We start from the raw sequence: 17,852 nt of genomic DNA, 5'->3' as shown, positions 1-17,852 counted from the left end.
GTGCTCGAAAAAAATTGCATGGTCAAATAAGAGCCGCTCACAAAACCCCCTGGCGTTGTTGTGCGACCTTGCCGTACTGCTTGCACTGTCTGCACACGCCTAGCCAGGGCCGCTTCGCTGGGTTTTGTGAGCGACTCTTAGCGCGGCGCTCACTGGCGAGAAGGCGTCAGCTGATGGACGCCAGCGTCTCACCCGCCTCGCAGCCGATTCACCGCCAGCGTTGCCGCCGCCGTGCGGGTTTCCACCCCGAGCTTTTCAAAAATATGCTCCAGGTGTTTGTTCACCGTGCGCGGGCTGCCGCCGAGGATCTCGGCGATATCCCGATTGGTTTTGCCCAGCGTCAGCCAGTGCAGCACTTCCGCTTCGCGGCGGGTGAGGCGAAAGGCGCTGATCAGGGCTTCCAGGGTGCTGTCGTCGTTTTCTTCGCGCAGCACCACCAGCCATTCTTCGTCGCCGGTCTGGTCGTGAAAAGACGCCAGCAGGCGGCAGCCTTGCTGGGTGTGCACCAGGGCGGGGGCTTCCTGGCCGGCGCGGCGGGCGCGTTCGGCGTCGCGGGTCCAGGCCAGCAGGCGCTCGGGGGCGTAGTCGCCGGGTTCGGCAAAGTGGCGTTGCAGGATGTCGCGCGCCAGCGGGGTTTGCCACACCAGCTTGCCGCTGGCGGCGGCGATGGCGAGGGTGGCCTGGCCAAAGGCGTCCAGCGCGGTGCGCGCCTGTTTCATCTGCCGGGCGTTGTGCATATGGGCGGCGATGCGGGCCAGCACTTCTTGCGGGCGCAGCGGTTTGGTCACGTAGTCGGCGCCGCCGGCGGCAAAGGCGGCCACCACGTGCTCGGTTTCGGTCAGCCCGGTCATGAACACCACCGGGATGTGCTGGGTGGCAAAGTCGGCTTTCAGGCAACGGGCCACTTCAAAACCATCCATGCCGGGCATCACCGCATCGAGCAAAATCACGTCGGGCAGCGACAGGCGGGCACGGCTGAGCGCGGATTCGCCGTCGGTGGCCACCAGCACGGTGTAGCCGGCTTCGTCCAGCGCGTCGTACAGCAGGGCGAGGTTTTCCGGGAAGTCGTCCACCACCAGGACGATTTCCTTGCCGGGGGCGTCATTCAGGGTCATGCGGGGCGGTCCTTTCCAGGCCGTGGCGCAGCATGGCTTTCAGCGCGTCCAGCCGGAAGTGGCGGACATGCTCGCTGGCGACACGGATGAATTCTTCACAATGCGGGGCTTCGCTGGCCAATTCGTCCAGCGTGCGGCGGATGCCGCGCATATAGCCCAGGTTGACGCCTTCGTCCAGTTGGCGCAGCCAATGGGCGGGCGGGTAGCGCAGCGGCGCGGCGGGCGGCGGCGGCTCGCTGCGCGGGCGCGGCGCGCTCACCCATTCCAGCGCCAGCGCGCGGCCAATCCAGTCGAGCAGTTCTTCCACCAGAATCGGCTTGAGGATGAAATCCTCGGGCGGAATGCCCACTTCGTTATCCTGGCCGCGCTCGAAGGCGTTGGCCGAGATAATGGCGATGCGCGCGTCGGTGAGCTGTTGCTCGCGGATGCGGCGCAGGGTTTCCCAGCCATTCATGCCGGGCATGGCCAGGTCCATGAACAATAAATGCGGGCGCACATGCGGCAGCGCGGCCAGGCATTCGGCGCCGGATTCGGCCTGAAACAGCTCAAAGCCCAGCGGGGCCAGCACGCTGACCAGCAGCTCGCGGTCGATTTTTTCATTATCGACAATCAAAATGCGCCGACGCACGCCCATATAGCCGATGCGCTGCTCCAGCAAGGCCGGCTTGCCGGGGCTGGCGTCGCGCAGCTCGGGCAGGTAGAGCCGGGCGCAAAATACGCTGCCCTGGCCAGGCTCGCTGCTGACGGTCAGCTCGCCGCCCATCAGGTCGGTGAGCATCTTGCTGATGGTCAGCCCCAGGCCCGAGCCACCGCCGCGCGCCAGCCGGCCGCGCTCGAACGGCTCGAACAGCCGCGCCAGCTCGTCGGCGGCAATGCCGGGGCCGGTGTCGTGGATTTCAAACACTGCCATTTCTCGCCGGTAGCTGAGCTTGAGGCTGACGCTGCCATGGTCGGTGAATTTCACCGCATTGCCCAGCAGATTCAGCAGGATTTGCCGCAGGCGTTTTTCGTCGGCGCGCACCCCCATCGGCAGCTTGCCTTCGGGCTGGTAGTCAAAGCGCAAGCCCTTGTTGCGCGCTTGCAGCTCGACCATGCTGACAATCTGGCTGATGAAATCCGGGAAGGCCAGCGGGCGGATGTCCAGGGTGAGCTTGCCGCTTTCGATGCGCGCCACGTCAATGGTGCTGTCGATGATGGACAGCAAATGGTCGCCGCTGCGGCGAATCACCTGCACCGCCTGGCGGCGGTTGGCCGGGATGCTTTCGTCGGCGTCCAGAATCTGCGCATAGCCCAGAATGCTGTTCAGCGGCGTGCGCAACTCGTGGCTGATGGCCGAGATATAGCGGCTTTTGGCTTGGTTGGCCTGCTCGGCGGCCTGGCGGGCTTTTTGCAGTTGTTGGTCAGTGCGCTGGTGCGATTCGATTTCCTGCAATAACAGCCCGGTCTGGCGGTTGGATTCTTCTTGCGCCACTTGCCGGCTTTTGTGGGTCAGCGCCATCCACCAGGCCAGAATGCCGCCCACCAGCCACAGCGCGGCAAAAATGCGCACAAAGCTGGCTTGCAGCGCCGCCGGGCTGGCGCCGGGCGGCAGGTTATGCCATTCCAGGTAATACAGCATGCCCATCAGCAAGGCCAGCGTCAGCCCCAGGCCCAGCATCAGCAGCAGATAATGCCCCAAGCCGCGCGCCAATAAGGGCAGCACCTGCGCCGGCAACACCCGCGCCAGCAGCGCGTGCCACTGGCTGGCCAGCCGGGCGTGCGGTTTGCAGGCGTCGTCGCAGCGCACATCCAGCGAGCAGCACAGCGAGCAAATCGGCCCCTGATAGGCCGGGCAATGGCTCATTTCTTCTGGTTCGTAGCGCTGCTCGCACACCACGCAATACTGACGGCCGCGCCGCTGCTGCGCCTCCGGCCGCGCCAGGTAATAGCGGCCCTGGGTGCGCCAGGCAATCAGCGGCGCCGCCAGCAGCGCGGTGAGCATGGCGATCAGCGGGGCAAACGGCTGCGCGGCCGGGCCAAAGGCACCGATAAAACACGCCACCGACAACACCGAGGCCAAACCCATCGCCCCCACCCCCACCGGGTTGATGTCGTACAAATGGGCGCGGCGAAACTCAATGCCGGCCGGGCTCAGCCCCAGGGGTTTGTTGATCACCAAATCCGCCACCACCGCCGCAAACCAGGAAATGGCGATATTGGAATACAGCCCCAGCACCTGGCCAATGGCCTGGAACACCTCCAGCTCCATCAGCAACAGGGCAATCAGGATATTGAACACCATCCACACCACCCGGCCGGGGTGGCTGTGGGTCAGCCGCGAGAAAAAGTTCGACCACGCCAGCGAGCCGGCATAGGCATTGGTGACGTTGATTTTCAACTGCGACAAAATCACAAACAGCGCGGTCACCCACACCGCCAGCGCCGGCGAATGAAACACCTCGGCAAACGCCGCCAGATACATTTGATTGGGGTCCACCGCCCGCTCCGGCGCCATGCCCTCGCGCAACAACAACCAGGCCAGCAAAGCGCCGCCCAGCATCTTGGCCACCCCCGGCAACACCCACCCCGGCCCGCCCAACGCCACCGCCAGCCACCAACGCCGCTTGCGCGCGCCCTCCGCCGCCGGCATAAAGCGCAAATAATCCGCCTGCTCGCCCATCTGGGTGATCAAGGCCACCCCCACCGTCAAGGCCGCGCCAAAGCGCTGCAAATCAAACCCGGCCGGAAACCCACCCTCGCCGCCATACGCCCACAATCCCGTCAGCGCCTGCGGATAGCGGGTCAACACCACTGCGTAAGGCAGCACCAGCAAAGCCAGCCACAGCGGCAAGGTCCACAACTGCACCCGGCTGATGGCGGTGATGCCGTGCATCACCAACGGAATCACCACCAAGGCGCACAGCAAATACCCCCACGACGGCGGCAAACCCAGGCTCATCTCCAGCGCATAAGCCATGATTGCCGCTTCCAGGGCAAAAAAGATAAAAGTGAACGAGGCGTAAATCAGCGAAGTAATGGTCGAGCCAATATAACCAAACCCGGCGCCCCGAGTGAGCAAATCCATATCCACGCCAAACCGCGCGGCATACACACTGATCGGCCACCCCGCCAGCGCGATGATCAAACCGGTAGCAAGAATCGCCCAGAACGCATTGACGAACCCCGCCTGCACCAACATGGTCGCGCCAATCGCCTCCAACACCAAAAACGACGCCGCCCCCCCAAACGCCGTCTGCGCCACCCGCCACACCGACCACTTACGAAAACTGCGCGGAGTAAAACGCAACGCGTAATCCTCCAACGTCTCCTGCGCCACCCAACTGTTGTAATCCCGACGCACCTTGACAATACGCTGCGTGGGCGGGCTGTGCGGCGCATCGGCCATGGGCAAGACTCCGGGAAGACAGAGGGGGAAATTGGGCGGGTGGTGGGGGCGGAACAGGGTAAGTCTAGGCGGGTGAGCGGTGATCAGCGGTGCGCAGCAAGCGTCAAGGCAGAGCGCGGTGGCAAGGTCTGGAATTCTCGAATTCTCGCCTGTACGGGACGGGTCGGGTGGAAAGGTTAGGCAGCATCAAAATAAAAACGACGCCAAGCCGCCTGACTATTCAAAGCGCTGTCGGTTGCGCCTAGCCGCTTTACCTCCCCGTAAAGCGCGCCGAGCATCGCAGAAAACCGGGGGGTAGTCCGCCCCGCATGTTCGAAGCGACGGCGCAGCCGGCGCAAGTTCGGGGCGGCCCCGGTTTTCGAGAAGCACAGGGCACCCCCGGCGCCGAAGGCGGCGGACGGGCGCGCGTCCCGGGGTCGCCTTTCTTTGCCTACTTTCTTTGGCGAAGCAAAGAAAGTAGGTCGGCGGCGGGACGAACTCCCGCATGCAATCCAGCCCCAGCAAACCCGCGCGCCAGCGCGGCCCCCCCAACCCTACAACCCTATCTCACCCCTACTTCGCCTTCTGCCCGATCCGCCCCTCCGTCCCGGCCAGCAAATTCAAAATATTCTTCTTGTGCCGCTGAATCAACAACAAAGCAATCACCACCGTCGAACCAAAATACACCCCCGGCCCGCACAACCAAAACGCCAAAAACGGCGCAAAAAACGACGCCACAATCGCCGCCAACGACGAAATCTTGGTGCTGAACGCCACCGCCGCCCAAATCAAGGCCGCGCCCAGCGCCAACAAAGGATGAAACCCCGCCAACACCCCCACGCCAGTGGCCACACCCTTGCCGCCGCGAAAACCAAAAAACAAGGGCCAGATATGTCCGGCCATCACCGCCAGCGCCACCATCCCCACCTCGGGCTCGGCCAGACCAAAACGCGGCCCCAGCCACTGCGCCAACACCACCGCCACCCAGCCCTTCACCCCATCACCCAGCAAGGTCAAGGCGGCGGCGGCTTTCTTGCCGGTGCGCAACACATTGGTGGCGCCGGGATTGCCCGAGCCAAAGGTGCGCGGGTCGGCCAGGCCCATCACCCGGCTGACAATCACGGCAAAAGACAAAGAACCAATCAGGTAGGCGGCAACAATAAAGGCTATCGTGGTCATGGTGGATTCACTACAATGCGAAGTTTCGGATTCTACGGCATCCTGACCATGCCGCGAAACCGCCACATAGAATCAGCATGGACATCATTTTCTTGCGCGAAGTGCGCGTCGACACCGTGATCGGCGTTTACGAATGGGAGCGCCGCGCCCCGCAAACCATCGAGCTTGACCTGGATATCGGCATTCCCAGCGAGCAGCCCTGCCACAGCGACGACATTGGCGACACTATCCACTATGGCGTGGTGGTGGAGCGGGTGCGCGCCTTGTTGGCGGCCGAGCATTTTTTGTTGATCGAGGCGCTGGCTGAGCGGATTGCCCGTTTGGTGCGCGAGGAGTTTGGCGCGCCGTGGGTGAAGGTGGCGGTGACCAAGCTGGGGATTTTGCCGGGGGTGAAGCGGGTGGGGGTGATGATTGAGCGGGGGCATCGGCCAAGGTAGGGGGTGGGCGGATTGTGTCCGGCGTTGCCGTCCCTGGTTGCCTGTGAGTTTGCTGGGGTTTGATTTTGGGCGGGAGTTCGTCCCGCGGCCGACCTACTTTCTTTGCTTCGCCAAAGAAAGTAGGCAAAGAAAGGCGACCCCGGGACGCGCGCCTGTCCGCCGCCTACGGCGTCGGTGGTGCCCTGTGCTTCTCGCCAGCCCGGGCCGTCCCGGAATGGCGCGTCGGCTGCGCCGCCGCTTAGCCGGGCCGGACTGCTCCCGGGCTGGCTGCGATGCTCGGCGCGCTTTACGGGGAGGTAAAGCGGCTAAGCGCGACGAGTAAGACATTGAAATATTGTGTTTTTTGTAATTTTTAGCTTGGAAAATGTTTAATTCTTCTTTGAAGATCATGGGCTTGTGGTGTAGCTCCTCTACCTTGCCACCGCCCGTCCCTCTCCCCCCGCAGCACCCCACCGAGTCATTCCCGCGCAGGCGGGAATCCAGACGCATCCATAGCGTACCGCAGGCCAGTCGGTTCATTTCATGGTGACTGACTACTAGACGCCGCCGGCGCCCCCTCCCGCTCCGCAGATTTGCTATGCTGCATTCGCCCGCCATGCTGGCGCGCGGTTTTCCATTTCCCTGTTTGCTGACTGACTGCATTGGCCGGAGTGTGCCTTCATGCGCATTGACCGCATCGACATCGATAATTTTTGCGGGTTTGTTCACGGCGAGTTTTGTTTTTCGCCGGGGTTTAACTTGTTGGTCGGGGTGAATGGCAGTGGCAAGAGTTCTTTGCTGCAAGCCTTGGCAGTGGGTTTGCAGCCTTTGTTGCGCCATGTGGCGGCGCCGGCGGCGTGTCAGCCACAGGCGCGGGTGGCGTTGTTGGAGAGCGGCGGGCGGGTGCGGCATGAGCGGTGTTATCCGGTGCGCTTGAGCCTGGCGGCTGAGCTGGCCGGTGCGGCGTGCGCGTGGGCGCTGGAGATGAGCGGGCCGGGCTGTGCCTGGCAGGACAGCGGCGAGGCGCCGGATTTGGCCAGTTGGGTGCGCGAGGCGCGTACTTTGCCGCTGATTGCCTGTTATCCGGCCGACCGGCATTGGCGTTTGCCGCAGGTGTCGGCAGACAGCGCCATGCGCCAGCAGGAGTCGCGTTTGCATGGCTATCAGGATTGGCGCGACGCCGCCGCCGACACGCGCGGACTGGAAAGCTGGGTGATTGGCAAAACCCTGGAGCGGCTGGAGGCGGTGGCCATGGGCGAGCCGACGGCGGCGGCGGATGAGCTGGAGCGGGTGAACCAGGTGATTCGGCTGGCGATGCCGGGCGCGCGCGGTTTGCGCTTTGATGTGAAATACCGGCAGTTGATGCTGGATTGGGCGCAGGCGGCGTGCGCGCCGTTTGACACGCTCAGCGATGGCCAGCGCGGCATGGTGGCCTTGCTGGCCGATATTGCCCGGCGCATGTGCCTGCTTAACCCGCAGCTGGGCGACGCGGTGCTGAGCGACACGCCCGGCGTGGTGTTGATCGACGAACTGGATTTGCACCTGCACCCGGCCTGGCAACGCCGCTTGCCGGGGGTGTTGAAGCGGGCGTTTCCGCGCGTGCAGTTTATTGCCGCCTCGCATTCGCCGCAGATGATCGGCGAGCTGCCGTTTGATGAAATCTGGCTGATGCGCGACAACCAGGCGCTGGGCCATCCCGAGCATGCGCTGGGGCTGAGCAGCAATCAGGTGCTGGAACAATTGATGGACAGCGCGCCGCGCAATCCGCGCATCGACGAGGCGTTGCGCGAAATTGACCAGCTGATCGACGCCGACCATATCGGCGACGCGCAAACCAGGCTGGACACTCTGGCCGATGAGGTGGGGCAGATTCCTGAGGTGGTCGGCGCGCAAAGCGCCATCGACACCTTGCGCTGGCTGGAGGACGACCCGGCGTGAGAAGCATCGACAAGGGGCCAGAACCGGCCGAGCTGAGCGCCTGGAAGGCGCGCAACGCCGCCACCCCGCGCCATCTGCGCTACGACGGCATCGGTTTTCCGCGCGAGGCGGTGCGCCGCGCCTTGCTGCTGGAGCAGCGCCATTTATGCGCCTACACCATGCAAGCCCTGCTCACCGCCAAGCAGTGCGAGCGGCGCGGTTGGCACACCGGCTTTGCCTGCCATATCGAGCACTTTTTGCCGCAGGCGCGCCAGATTGCCGCCGAGAGCATTGATTACCGCAATATGCTGGCCTGCCATCCGCCCAGCATGCCGGGCGTGTATTGCGGCTACGGCGCACAGCACAAAGCCGCCTACGACCCGGCTGGCCAAGCCTTTGTCTCGCCCTTGTCAGCCGATGCCGCCAGCCATTTTGCCTTTCATGGCGATGGCCGTGTGCTTGGGCTGAGCGAGGCCGGGCGCAACAGCGTGCGCGTGCTCAACCTCAATCACCCTGCGCTGGTGCACGCCCGCCAGGCGGCCATCAGCCACGCCTTGTGCCCGCGCGCCAATGTCAGCCTGTCGCCGCAGGCAGCGCGCAAACTGGCGGCGGCGGTGCTGCACGCCGAAGGCCGCGAGCGGCTGCCGGCGTATTGCGTGGCGATTGCTCAGGCCGCGCTGAAATACGCCGAGCGCGAAGAACGCCGTGAGGCGCGGCGGGCGGCAGCGCCGCGCTGAACCACAGGCCACAGGCGCTATCCGCTCAATCCAGCCCGTGGCGCTCAGCCCTGCTCTCAGGCCGGTTAAGAGCCGCTCACAAAACTCAGCGAAGCGCGCCTGGCTAGGCACGCGGCCGCAGACAGTACAAGCAACGACAAGGCCGCGCAAAAACGCCAGGCGGGTTTTGTGAGCGACGCTAAGTCGCCCTGGCAAGCGTACCGCCGCAAAAGGGGTGGGTCAGGCAGGTTTTGCTAACCGCTCGTCTTGCCTCCAGCCAGCGCCTGGCTGGGGCTCATGCCCTTGGGCAGCAGAATCCACATTTCCCCGGCCTGCTTCATCCGCCCGGCCACCTCACCGGCTTCACGGCCAAAGCCCCAGAAAAAGTCTGCCCGCACTGCACCACGAATGGCGCCGCCCGTATCCTGCGCGTGCATCAGCCGTTGCAGTGGCTGATTGCCCAGCGGAAAACTGGTGGACAGCCACACCGGCGCGCCCAGCGGGGTATAGCGGGCATCCACGGCAATGCTGTAACCATCGGTCAGCGGCACACCCAACGCGCCCAGCGGGCCGCCCTGGTTGTTGTTGAGCCGACGGAAGAACACATAGCTGGGGTTGCTGTTCAATAGCTCGGTCAGCCGCGCCGGGTTGGCCTGCGCCCAGGCTTGAATGCCCTGCATGGTGGCCTGGCCGGCGGTCAGCTCGCCTTTGTCGATCAGCCATTTGCCAATGGATTTGTATGGATAGCCGTTCTGGTCGGCGTAGCCCACCCGCAGCAGCTCACCACTGGGCAGCTCAATGCGGCCGGAACCCTGCACTTGCAGGAAAAACAGCTCAATCGGATCTTCCACCCAGGCCAGCACCTCGGCGCGCTCGACACCACGGCCGCTTTCGATGTCGGTGCGTGTCCAGTATGGCACCACCTTATTGCCCTGAACCCGGCCGCGCAGGCGCAGGTTTTTCAGCTCGGGATACATACTGGCCATGTCGATGGTCAGCAAATCCGGCGGCGGCGCATACACCGGGTAACGGCCGCGCTCGCTGCGCTGGGTATCGCCGCGCAACAGTGGCTCGTAATAGCCGGTGACCAAGCCCAGCATTTTGTCGCCGTCGCTGAGGCGGTAGGGGGTAAAGCGGGTTTCGTAAAAGGCGCGCACCGCTTCGCTGTGATTCGGGTCGATCTGGGCCGCCGCCTCGCAGCTGGGCCGCCAGCCGGCGCGCTTGCCCAGCGCCTTGCAGCTTTCCAACAGTCCGCTGAAACCTTCGGCCAGATTGGCCTCGCGCCAGCCCGGCAAGGCCGCCCAGGTGACGGGAATGTACTTGGCGTCGGCATCGCTGGCCGGAATCGGCGCCTTCACCACCGGGCCGGCCGGACGGCTGGCGCTGGGCAAGGGCGTGGGTTTGCTGCTGACCGGAGGGCGTGCAGGCGCAGTGGGGGCTGGCGCGCGCGTGGCACAGGCGGCCAAGGCCAGCGCAGTGCATAACAGGGTAAAACGGGTGCGAAGATTCATGACGGCAGCGGGGGCTCTGGTTCAAACAGGAGTTCAAGATTGTAACCGAGCCACGACAGGACGGCAGCGCGGCTGTCGGTTTTTGCCACACCGCCGTCGCTTATCGGGTGCGCAGGCTGACCACGCAGGCGCGCGGCCCCAGGCAGTACGGGCGCGCGCCACGACGTTTGGAGGGTTTGGTAAGCGGCGCTTACTCCACCCGAAAACGCTCGACTTCCTGCCGCAGCAGAGCGGCCATTTGCGTCATCTGGCTGGCGGCGGTGGCGGCGTGTTGGGCGGCGGCCTGGTTGGCGTCGGCCATGTCCACCACGTGGTGGGTGTGCTGGCCAATGCCGCTGGCGGCGTCGCTTTCGGCATCCAGCCGGGCGCTGACCGCGCTCATCAGCCGGGCGGCGTGCTCGGCGCCGTGTTGCAGCTCGCCAATCACCTCGCCCACCTGGCGGGTGGCGGCCACGCCCTGGTCCACCCGGCTGACCGCCGCCTGCATGGCGCTGGCGGCGTGGCGGCTGCTTTGCTGCATGCCGGAGATCATGTCGCTGATTTCATGGGTGGCGCCCTGGGTGCGCTCGGCCAGCTTGCGCACTTCGTCGGCCACCACGGCAAAACCCCGGCCCTGCTCGCCAGCGCGGGCGGCTTCGATGGCGGCGTTCAAGGCCAAGAGATTGGTTTGTTCGGCGATGTCGTCAATCACATTGACAATGGCGGAAATCTGCTCGGCCTGCTGGCGGGCGGCGCCCAGGGTGCTGGCGGCGCCGGACAATGTGCTGGCCACTTCGCCCACCTGCTCAATGGCGCTGGCCACCGCCTGCTGGCTGTGGCTGGCGCGCTGGGCGGCTTGCGCGCTCAAGGCGTGCGCTTGTCGGGTGTCGTGGGCAATGTCGGCAATCGCCTGGGTGAGCTGGTCGATTTCACCGGCCATGCTCTGCGCCGCCTGGCTTTGCCGGTGCGAATCCAGCGCCACCTGGCGGGCGCTGTCGCTGACGCCGCGCGCGGCGGTGTCCACTTGCTGGGCGCCGTCATGGGTGGCGCACAGCGCGTGTTGCAGCGCGTCTTGCAGGCCATTAAACGCCTGCGCCAGCGCGCTGATTTCATCGCGGCCGCGCGTGGGCAGCCGGGCGGTGAGGTCGCGCGCCTGGCTGATGCGGCGCAGCGCGCCAGCGGCTTCGCCCAAGGGTCGGCTGACCAGGCGATGGGTGGTCAGCGCCATCGCCGCCACCAGGCACACCAGAAGCACGCCCACCCCGCCCAGCAGCCACAGCAGAATATGGCGATTCTCGGCATTGGCTTCGTCCGCCAATTCGTCGCTGACCAGCAGCCATTGCCAGTCCGGGTAAGGCGCATAGCGCAGCAGATGCTCGCCGTCAGCCAATGACACGGCCTGGGCGCCGGCCGCGCCGGCCAGCAGCGCCGCGTAGGCGGGTTGATCATGCGCATCGCGCTGGGCGGCGGCCGGGCGGCCGCTGTGCTCGGGGTGCAGCAGCCACTGGCCGCGCTCGGCGCCGGCCAGCGCCAGCACATGCACATGGCCGCTGTCGCCCACCTTGACCTTGGCCAGCCGCGCGCGCAGGTTGACCATGTCCTGGGTGATGTCCACGCCCACAAACGTGGCGCCAATCACCTGGCCCTGGCTGTTTTCCAGCGCGGTGTAGCGCGCCATGTAATCGCGGCCAAACAAGCGCGCCTTGCCGATATACGGCAAGCCGGCCATCAGGTTTTTATAGGCCGGGCTCTCCGGGTCCAGCGCTGTGCCCAGCGCGCGCTGGCCATCCTGCTGGCGCAGCGAGGTGGTCACCCGCAGCAATTGCTCGCCGGCGCGGGCAAATACCGTGGCCACTGCGCCGGTGCGGGCGGTAAAGCGGTCCACCTCGTCCACCCGCTGGTTCAGCACGGTGTTGTCCAGCCGCAAGATGCCCACTTGCGCCTGACCCAGCGGCATGGTGCGCTGGGTATCCAGGCTGAACTGGCCAATCAGCTCGGATTCAAACATGCGCGCGTATTGGTCCACGCTGCTTTTCAGCGCCTGGTTATAGGCGTCCAGCATGCCCAGCGCGTCTTCCACCACCCTGTCTTGCACCGCGTCGCTGCGCGCGCGCAAGCGCTCGCCCAACTGCATCGACACCGCCATGGCAAAGGCCAGGCCCAGCGCCAGCAATAGCAGGCTCTGAGCCAGCGCCAGCTTGACTCCGATTTTCATGGTGTTACTCCCCTCGTGAATGGCTCCGCTTCTGTCGGCGGATGCCGGTGATGGTAGGATGTCATGCCCTTGCCTGACGCCCAGGCGCAGGGTAGTGCGCGCCGCGCCGGGCAACAATCGCGGAAAACCCGTAGTGGAAAACCCTGATAACCCGGTAAACCCACGCTTAAAACGGCAGAAAATGCCCTATTGGCGCTGCATGCAGCATACGGCGTCGGTGCTTTCAGACGGCTTTCAGGCGGTGGCGGCATCCACCCAGTCAGGACAATGGCTTATATTGCATAGCGGGATGGCCGTGCGCATGGGGCACTTTGTCGGCGGCTACCCGGTCGGACAAGACATCCAGGCCGCTTGCCTGCCGTCAGGCGAGGCAGGCGGCGAACCTCGGCAAGGAGTTTTCATGCGAGCATGGCTCACCACACTGACCGACTGGCTGCGCCCCGAGCGCCGCGCCGCCCGCCGCCTGCCGGCCGTGCTGGCGCGTTTTCATGACCCACGCGCCGACCCCCTGCACCTGGCGCGTGAGCTGGTGGATTGTCTACGCCCACAGCGGCGCGGCGATCAGGCTTATCTGACGCGCTATCACACCATGCTGGACACGCTGGAGGCGGACGCCGGCTTGCGTCAGGCGTTTCGCCAGCGTTTGCTGGCGCTGTTTGCCAGCCGCCAGCTGCTGACCTTTTTTACTGACAGCGGCATCCTGCCCGACAGCGGGTTTTTTTCTGAATGGCTGCGCATTCTGGGCCACCGCCTGCTGCCGGCGCGTGCCGACACCCACCGGCTGAACGACTGCCTGCGGCTGATTTACCACCACCCCAACGACTGGCGCTGGCTAGAGGCCGTGCCGCCCGAGCTGGCCGACCGCTTTTGGGCCATCCTGGCCGGGCCGGGCGCGCCGGCCGAGGTGGATTGGCGCGGCATTCACACCCAATTGCTGGACGCCGTGCTGTTGCTGGCGCACCGCATCAGCGGGCTGGGCGTGGACAGCGAACTGATGCGCGCCACCCCGGATCTGGAACGGCACATCCCGCGCTTTACCGCGCTGTCGGCCGAGGCGCTGGCCTGGGCGCGCTGCTATCGCCAGCAAGATGCCGCCGGCCTGGCCGACGCCCAGGCGCAACTGATGGTGATGGTGGCGCAGTGCGAAGACACCCTGGAGCGCATCCGCAAGCGCGCGCGCAGCCACGGCGCCAGCCTGCGGCTGATTTACCAGCTCACCCGAGGCCAGCAAAGCCTGGAAAGGCTGCGCGAGCTGGTGGCGGTGCTCACCGCCGACCTTGACCCCGCCCGGCGCGACGACGCCCGCCAGTTTCGCGCGCGCTTTACCCGCAATGCCTTTATTGCCGAAAACCGCCGCAACAGCCTGCGCCACTATCTTCAGCAATTGTCCGCCCTGCTGGCCATGCGAGTGACCAGCCACGCCGCGGAAACCGGCGAGCACTATATTTGCGCCAACCGCGACGAATACCGGCAGATGTGGCGCTCGGCGGGGGGCGCGGGTGTGTTGATTGGCCTGATGGCGCTGCTGAAAATCGGCGCGGCCGGCCTGCATGCGCCCTTGTTTGTCGAGGCGCTGCTGTACAGCCTGATTTATGGCCTGGGCTTTGTGCTGATTTATCTGCTCGGCCTGACCGTGGCCACCAAGCAGCCGGCGATGACCGCGCAAACCCTGGCCGCCCAACTGGCCGAGCTGCGCCCCAATCGCCAGGCGGAAGTCGAACGGCTGGTGGATGTGGCCGCAGCTGTGTCGCGCAGCCAGCTGGCTGCGATTTTGGGCAATGTGCTGGTCGCCGCGCCGATGGCGCTGCTGCTGAGCGCGCTGTTCACCGCCTGGCGCGGTGCGCCGCCAGTGGACATGGCCAAGGCGCAGCACTTGCTGGCCGATCTTGACCCCTTGAGCTGGGCGCTGCCGCACGCGGCGATTGCCGGGTTTTATCTGTTTTTGTCCGGGCTGATCACCGGGTTTTTCGCCAACCAGGCCGCCTATGACGACATCGGCGCCCGGCTGGCGCAGCATCCGGGGCTGAATCGCCTGCTGGGCGCCCGCCGCGCCGCGCGCGTGGGCCTGTATGTGCAGGCGCATCTGGGCGGCATCATGGGCAATTTTCTGTTTGGCTGCATGCTGGGTTCGACCGGCGTGGTCGGGGCGATTTTGGGTTTGCCGCTGGATATCCGCCATATTGCCTTCTCGTCGGCCAATCTGGGGTATGCGCTGGCCGGGCTGGAGTTTCAGCTGGGTGCGGCGCAGATTGCCTGGGCGGTATTTGGCGTGTTGGCGATTGGTGCGGTGAATCTGGCGGTGAGTTTTGCCCTGGCCTTGCGCACGGCGCTGCGCGCGCGTGATGCGCAAATTGGCGATGTCTGGCCGATTTTGCGCGCGCTGGGGCACAGGCTGCGCCGCCAGCCCCGGCAGTTTGTGCTGCCGCCCCGACAGTCGTAGGCCTTGCGCTGCGCGCAAGGTGAATTGGCACGGGGTGGCGCCACGGCAGGCGCTGACATCACCCGCCGCAGGGCGAGCCAAACGCCAACACCGCCGATAGGCGCGACGCCCACTGTCGCGCCTGCGCCACGGCCATGGGCTGAGCGTCAAGCCCGCCAGTGGTCGGCTTGCCAGCCACCCAGCTTGGCTGCATAATCAGCCGCATGAAATTTCTCTTCGACCTGTTTCCGGTCATCCTGTTTTTTGCCGCGTTTTCCCTCACCCGCGACATCTACCTCGCCACGGCGGTGGCCATGGCGGCCACGGTTGGCCAAGTGGCGTTCAGCTGGTTCAAGCATCGCAAGGTTGACACCATGCAATGGGTGTCGCTCGGGCTGATTGTCGTGCTGGGCGGCGCCACGCTCTTGCTACACGACAAATCCTTCATCATGTGGAAGCCCACCGTGCTGTACTGGCTGATGGGCGTGGGTTTGCTGGTCAGCCAGGCCATGGGCAAGCAGCCGCTGAAATCCCTGATGGGCAAGCAGCTCACCCTGCCAGAAGCTGTCTGGCGACGCCTGAGTCTGGCGTGGGTGGCGTTTTTTGCCGGGATGGGCGCGCTTAACTTATACGTCGCCTTCACTTTCAGCGAGGAAGTGTGGGTCAATTTCAAACTGTTTGGCGGCATGGGCCTGATGTTGTTGTTCGTGCTTGGACAAAGCGTCGTGCTCGCCCGCTATATGGAAGACTCTGACTGATGCGTTACGTCATCATCGGCCACGATGTGCCGAATTCTCTCGAGCAACGTCTGGCCGCCCGCCCGGAACACCTGGCCCGGCTGACCGCCCTGCGCGACGCCGGTCGCCTGACCCTGGCCGGCCCCTGCCCGGCCATCGACAGCGCTGACCCCGGCCCGGCCGGTTTTGTGGGCAGCGTGATTGTCGCTGACTTTGATTCGCTGCAGGATGCGCGCGCCTGGGCCGACGCCGACCCGTATGTGGCCGCTGGCGTGTACGCCCGCGTGGACATCCTGCCGTTCAAGCAGGTGTTCTGACGTGAGCGAAGCCTTGTCGCTGGACGCACTGATTCATCAGCGCCTGGCCGCGTTGAACCCGCAGGAAATCCACCTGCACGACGACAGCGCCGCGCACGCTGGCCACGCTGGCGCTGCCAGCGGCGGCGGTCATTTTGAACTCACCCTGGTGTCGCCGGTCTTTGCCGGCGTCAATGCCGTAGCCCGCCACCGCCTGGTGTATCAGGCGCTGGGCGACCTGATTCCTTCCCGCATTCATGCGCTGAGCCTGCGCGCTTATGCGCCGGGCGAGCTGTAAGCAGCGCGCCGACCTTATTCATTCTGGAGTATTCATCATGCGTTTGAACCACATCGCCGCCATCCTGCTGACTTTGTCGCTGGCCGCTGGCGCACAAGCAGCAGACAAGACCGTGGCCGTGGTCAACGGCGCGTCCATTCCGCAAAGCGAGCTGGATCAACTGACCGACTCGGTGGTCAAGGGCAGCAATGGCCGCGTGAAGGACAGCCCGGAGCTGCGCGCCGAGCTCAAGCAGCAGCTGATCAACCGCCAGATCATCCTGCAAGAAGCCAGCCGTCGCAGCCTGGACAAGAGCGCCCAGTTCAAAGATCGCCTGGAAGACATCCGCAACGACCTCTTGCAACAGGCTCTGTTTGAAGACATCGCCCGCGCCAACCCGGTGACTGACGCCCAGGTGAAGGCTGAGTACGATCGCCTGAAGGCGCAAACCGTGGGCCAGAAAGAAGTGCACGCCCGCCAGATCGTCGTGGGCAGCGAAGAAGAAGCCAAGCAAGTCATCGCCCAACTGAAAAAAGGCGGCAAGTTTGAAGATGTCGCCCGCGCCAAGTCCAAAGACCCGGCCGCCAAGCAAACCGGCGGCGACATGGGCTGGGGCAATCTGGGCATGATGCCCAAGCCGCTGGCCGACGAGCTGAAATCCATCGCCAAGGGCCAGATTTCGGCACAGCCGTTCAAGACCGAGCTGGGCTTTCATGTGTTCAAGATCGAAGAAGCGCGCGACGTGAAAGTGCCGAGCTTTGACGAAGCCAAGCAGCAACTGGCTCGCCAGATGCAAAACGCCCAGATCGAAAAAACCCTGGTCGAACTGCGCAACAAAGCCAAGATTCAGTAACCCATTCAGGAAACCGATTTCATGCGTACCAAGCTTTTGTGCGGCCTGATCGCCGCGGTGCTGACCTTGCCGGCCATGGCCGACAAGCCGGCGTTTTCGGTCAATGGCCAGGCCGTGTCCCAGGCGCGCGTTGACGCCATGGTGCAACAACTGCAACAGCAAGGCCAGCAAGACTCCCCGCAGCTGCGCGCCATGGTGCGTGATCAGCTGGTGCTGACCGAGCTGCTGCGCCAGGAAGCCCAGAAAAAGGGCCTGGACAAGTCGGCTGAATACAAGTCCGAGATGGACGCCTACGCCGCCCGTCTGCTGGCCAACTTCTACGTGCGCGACTGGATGCGCGCCAACCCGGTCAGCGACGCTCAGCTGCGCGCGGAATACGACAAGCTGGTGGCTCAGCTGGCCCGCAAGGAATACAGCGCCCGCCACATCCTGGTGGAAAACGAAGCCGACGCGCGCAAGATTCTGGAAGACCTGAAAAAAGGCAAGGCTTTCACCGCCATCGCCAAGGAAGTTTCCAAGGATACCGGCAGCAAGGACAAGGGCGGCGAACTGGGCTGGGCTCCGGCCGAAGCCTACGTGAAGGAATTCAGCGAAGCGCTGACCAAGCTCACCCCGGGCCAGGTCACTGCCAATCCGGTGAAAACCCAGTTTGGCTGGCACATCATCCAGCTGGTGGATGCCCGCACCCAGCAAGGCCCGTCGTTTGACGAGCTCAAGCCGCAACTGGCGCAGCGCATCCAGGGCGCACAACTGGACGCTTACCTGAGCAAGCTCAAGCAGCAAGCCAAGGTGGAATAAGCCTCAGCGCCAAGTGTCAGACCACAAAAAAGCCGATGCATGCAGATGCATCGGCTTTTT

Annotated in this window: 15 protein-coding genes; 9 read left to right on the top strand and 6 right to left on the bottom strand. The window is 64.7% G+C overall.

Annotation, left to right across the window (positions count from 1 at the left end; genetic code table 11):
* Nucleotides 1–188 precede the first annotated feature (188 nt).
* The 3 genes from DFR34_RS14545 to plsY all read right to left on the bottom strand — a co-directional run bounded on the left by DFR34_RS14545 (nucleotide 189) and on the right by plsY (nucleotide 5,658).
* Nucleotides 189–1,115, bottom strand: a complete 927-nt coding sequence (locus tag DFR34_RS14545; RefSeq protein ID WP_110391881.1) for a response regulator transcription factor — start codon at nucleotides 1,113–1,115, stop codon at nucleotides 189–191.
* Entirely contained in the window at nucleotides 1,102–4,500 is a 3,399-nt protein-coding gene (locus DFR34_RS14540) for a hybrid sensor histidine kinase/response regulator (RefSeq protein WP_110391880.1), read from the bottom strand. Before DFR34_RS14540 ends, DFR34_RS14545 begins: the two co-directional genes overlap by 14 nt.
* Before the next feature lie 552 nt (nucleotides 4,501–5,052).
* On the bottom strand, nucleotides 5,053–5,658 hold the full coding sequence (gene plsY, locus DFR34_RS14535) for a glycerol-3-phosphate 1-O-acyltransferase PlsY (protein ID WP_110391879.1): 606 nt from the start codon (nucleotides 5,656–5,658) through the stop codon (nucleotides 5,053–5,055).
* Nucleotides 5,659–5,735: 77 nt separating this feature from the next.
* Here plsY and folB point away from each other — a divergent pair, with 77 nt between their 5' ends.
* From folB to DFR34_RS14520, 3 genes are all read left to right on the top strand, one after another.
* Nucleotides 5,736–6,095 carry a dihydroneopterin aldolase gene (folB, locus tag DFR34_RS14530; protein WP_110391878.1) on the top strand — a complete coding sequence of 120 codons (360 nt, stop codon included), beginning with the start codon at nucleotides 5,736–5,738 and terminating at the stop codon, nucleotides 6,093–6,095.
* Nucleotides 6,096–6,755: 660 nt separating this feature from the next.
* On the top strand, nucleotides 6,756–8,012 hold the full coding sequence (locus DFR34_RS14525; RefSeq protein WP_110391877.1) for an AAA family ATPase: 1,257 nt from the start codon (nucleotides 6,756–6,758) through the stop codon (nucleotides 8,010–8,012).
* A complete protein-coding gene (locus DFR34_RS14520; protein ID WP_110391876.1) occupies nucleotides 8,009–8,728 on the top strand; it encodes a hypothetical protein in 720 nt (239 codons plus the stop codon). Before DFR34_RS14525 ends, DFR34_RS14520 begins: the two co-directional genes overlap by 4 nt.
* A 233-nt stretch (nucleotides 8,729–8,961) precedes the next feature.
* Here DFR34_RS14520 and mltA read toward each other — a convergent pair whose 3' ends face one another.
* Together mltA and DFR34_RS14510 are read right to left on the bottom strand one after the other, a co-directional pair.
* Complete coding sequence (gene mltA, locus DFR34_RS14515; protein ID WP_110391875.1) at nucleotides 8,962–10,218, bottom strand: murein transglycosylase A; 1,257 nt, start codon at nucleotides 10,216–10,218, stop codon at nucleotides 8,962–8,964.
* A 190-nt stretch (nucleotides 10,219–10,408) separates the two neighbouring features.
* The gene (locus DFR34_RS14510; protein ID WP_110391874.1) at nucleotides 10,409–12,412 is read right to left on the bottom strand and encodes a methyl-accepting chemotaxis protein; all 2,004 of its coding nucleotides are present in this window, start codon (nucleotides 12,410–12,412) and stop codon (nucleotides 10,409–10,411) included.
* A 400-nt stretch (nucleotides 12,413–12,812) separates the two neighbouring features.
* Between DFR34_RS14510 and DFR34_RS14505 the strand changes: the two genes are divergently transcribed.
* Nucleotides 12,813–14,852: a site-specific recombinase gene (locus DFR34_RS14505; RefSeq protein WP_158281849.1), complete on the top strand. Its 2,040-nt coding sequence runs from the start codon at nucleotides 12,813–12,815 to the stop codon at nucleotides 14,850–14,852.
* A gap of 58 nt (nucleotides 14,853–14,910) precedes the next feature.
* Here DFR34_RS14505 and DFR34_RS17225 read toward each other — a convergent pair whose 3' ends face one another.
* Nucleotides 14,911–15,057, bottom strand: a complete 147-nt coding sequence (locus tag DFR34_RS17225; RefSeq protein ID WP_158281848.1) for a hypothetical protein — start codon at nucleotides 15,055–15,057, stop codon at nucleotides 14,911–14,913.
* Here DFR34_RS17225 and DFR34_RS14500 point away from each other — a divergent pair.
* From DFR34_RS14500 to DFR34_RS14480, 5 genes are read left to right on the top strand one after another with little or no spacing between them, the layout of a single operon-like run.
* Nucleotides 15,056–15,589 (top strand): septation protein A, encoded by a 534-nt coding sequence (locus tag DFR34_RS14500; RefSeq protein WP_110391872.1) that lies wholly within the window; start codon nucleotides 15,056–15,058, stop codon nucleotides 15,587–15,589. The two genes, DFR34_RS17225 and DFR34_RS14500, sit on opposite strands and share 2 nt — an antisense overlap.
* Entirely contained in the window at nucleotides 15,589–15,885 is a 297-nt protein-coding gene (locus tag DFR34_RS14495) for a YciI family protein (protein WP_110391871.1), read from the top strand. The genes DFR34_RS14500 and DFR34_RS14495 overlap by 1 nt, the downstream gene beginning before the upstream one ends.
* 1 nt (nucleotide 15,886) lies before the next feature.
* Nucleotides 15,887–16,162 (top strand): BolA family protein, encoded by a 276-nt coding sequence (locus DFR34_RS14490; protein ID WP_245906905.1) that lies wholly within the window; start codon nucleotides 15,887–15,889, stop codon nucleotides 16,160–16,162.
* Nucleotides 16,163–16,199: 37 nt separating this feature from the next.
* A complete protein-coding gene (locus DFR34_RS14485; protein ID WP_110391870.1) occupies nucleotides 16,200–16,994 on the top strand; it encodes a peptidylprolyl isomerase in 795 nt (264 codons plus the stop codon).
* Between the two features lie 21 nt (nucleotides 16,995–17,015).
* The gene (locus DFR34_RS14480; RefSeq protein ID WP_110391869.1) at nucleotides 17,016–17,792 is read left to right on the top strand and encodes a peptidylprolyl isomerase; all 777 of its coding nucleotides are present in this window, start codon (nucleotides 17,016–17,018) and stop codon (nucleotides 17,790–17,792) included.
* Nucleotides 17,793–17,852: the final 60 nt, after the last annotated feature.

Origin of the sequence: Rivihabitans pingtungensis, from assembly GCF_003201855.1 — a bacterium.
Classification (GTDB): Bacteria; Pseudomonadota; Gammaproteobacteria; order Burkholderiales; family Aquaspirillaceae; genus Rivihabitans; species Rivihabitans pingtungensis.
This window is presented reverse-complemented; position numbering and strand designations above follow the sequence as displayed.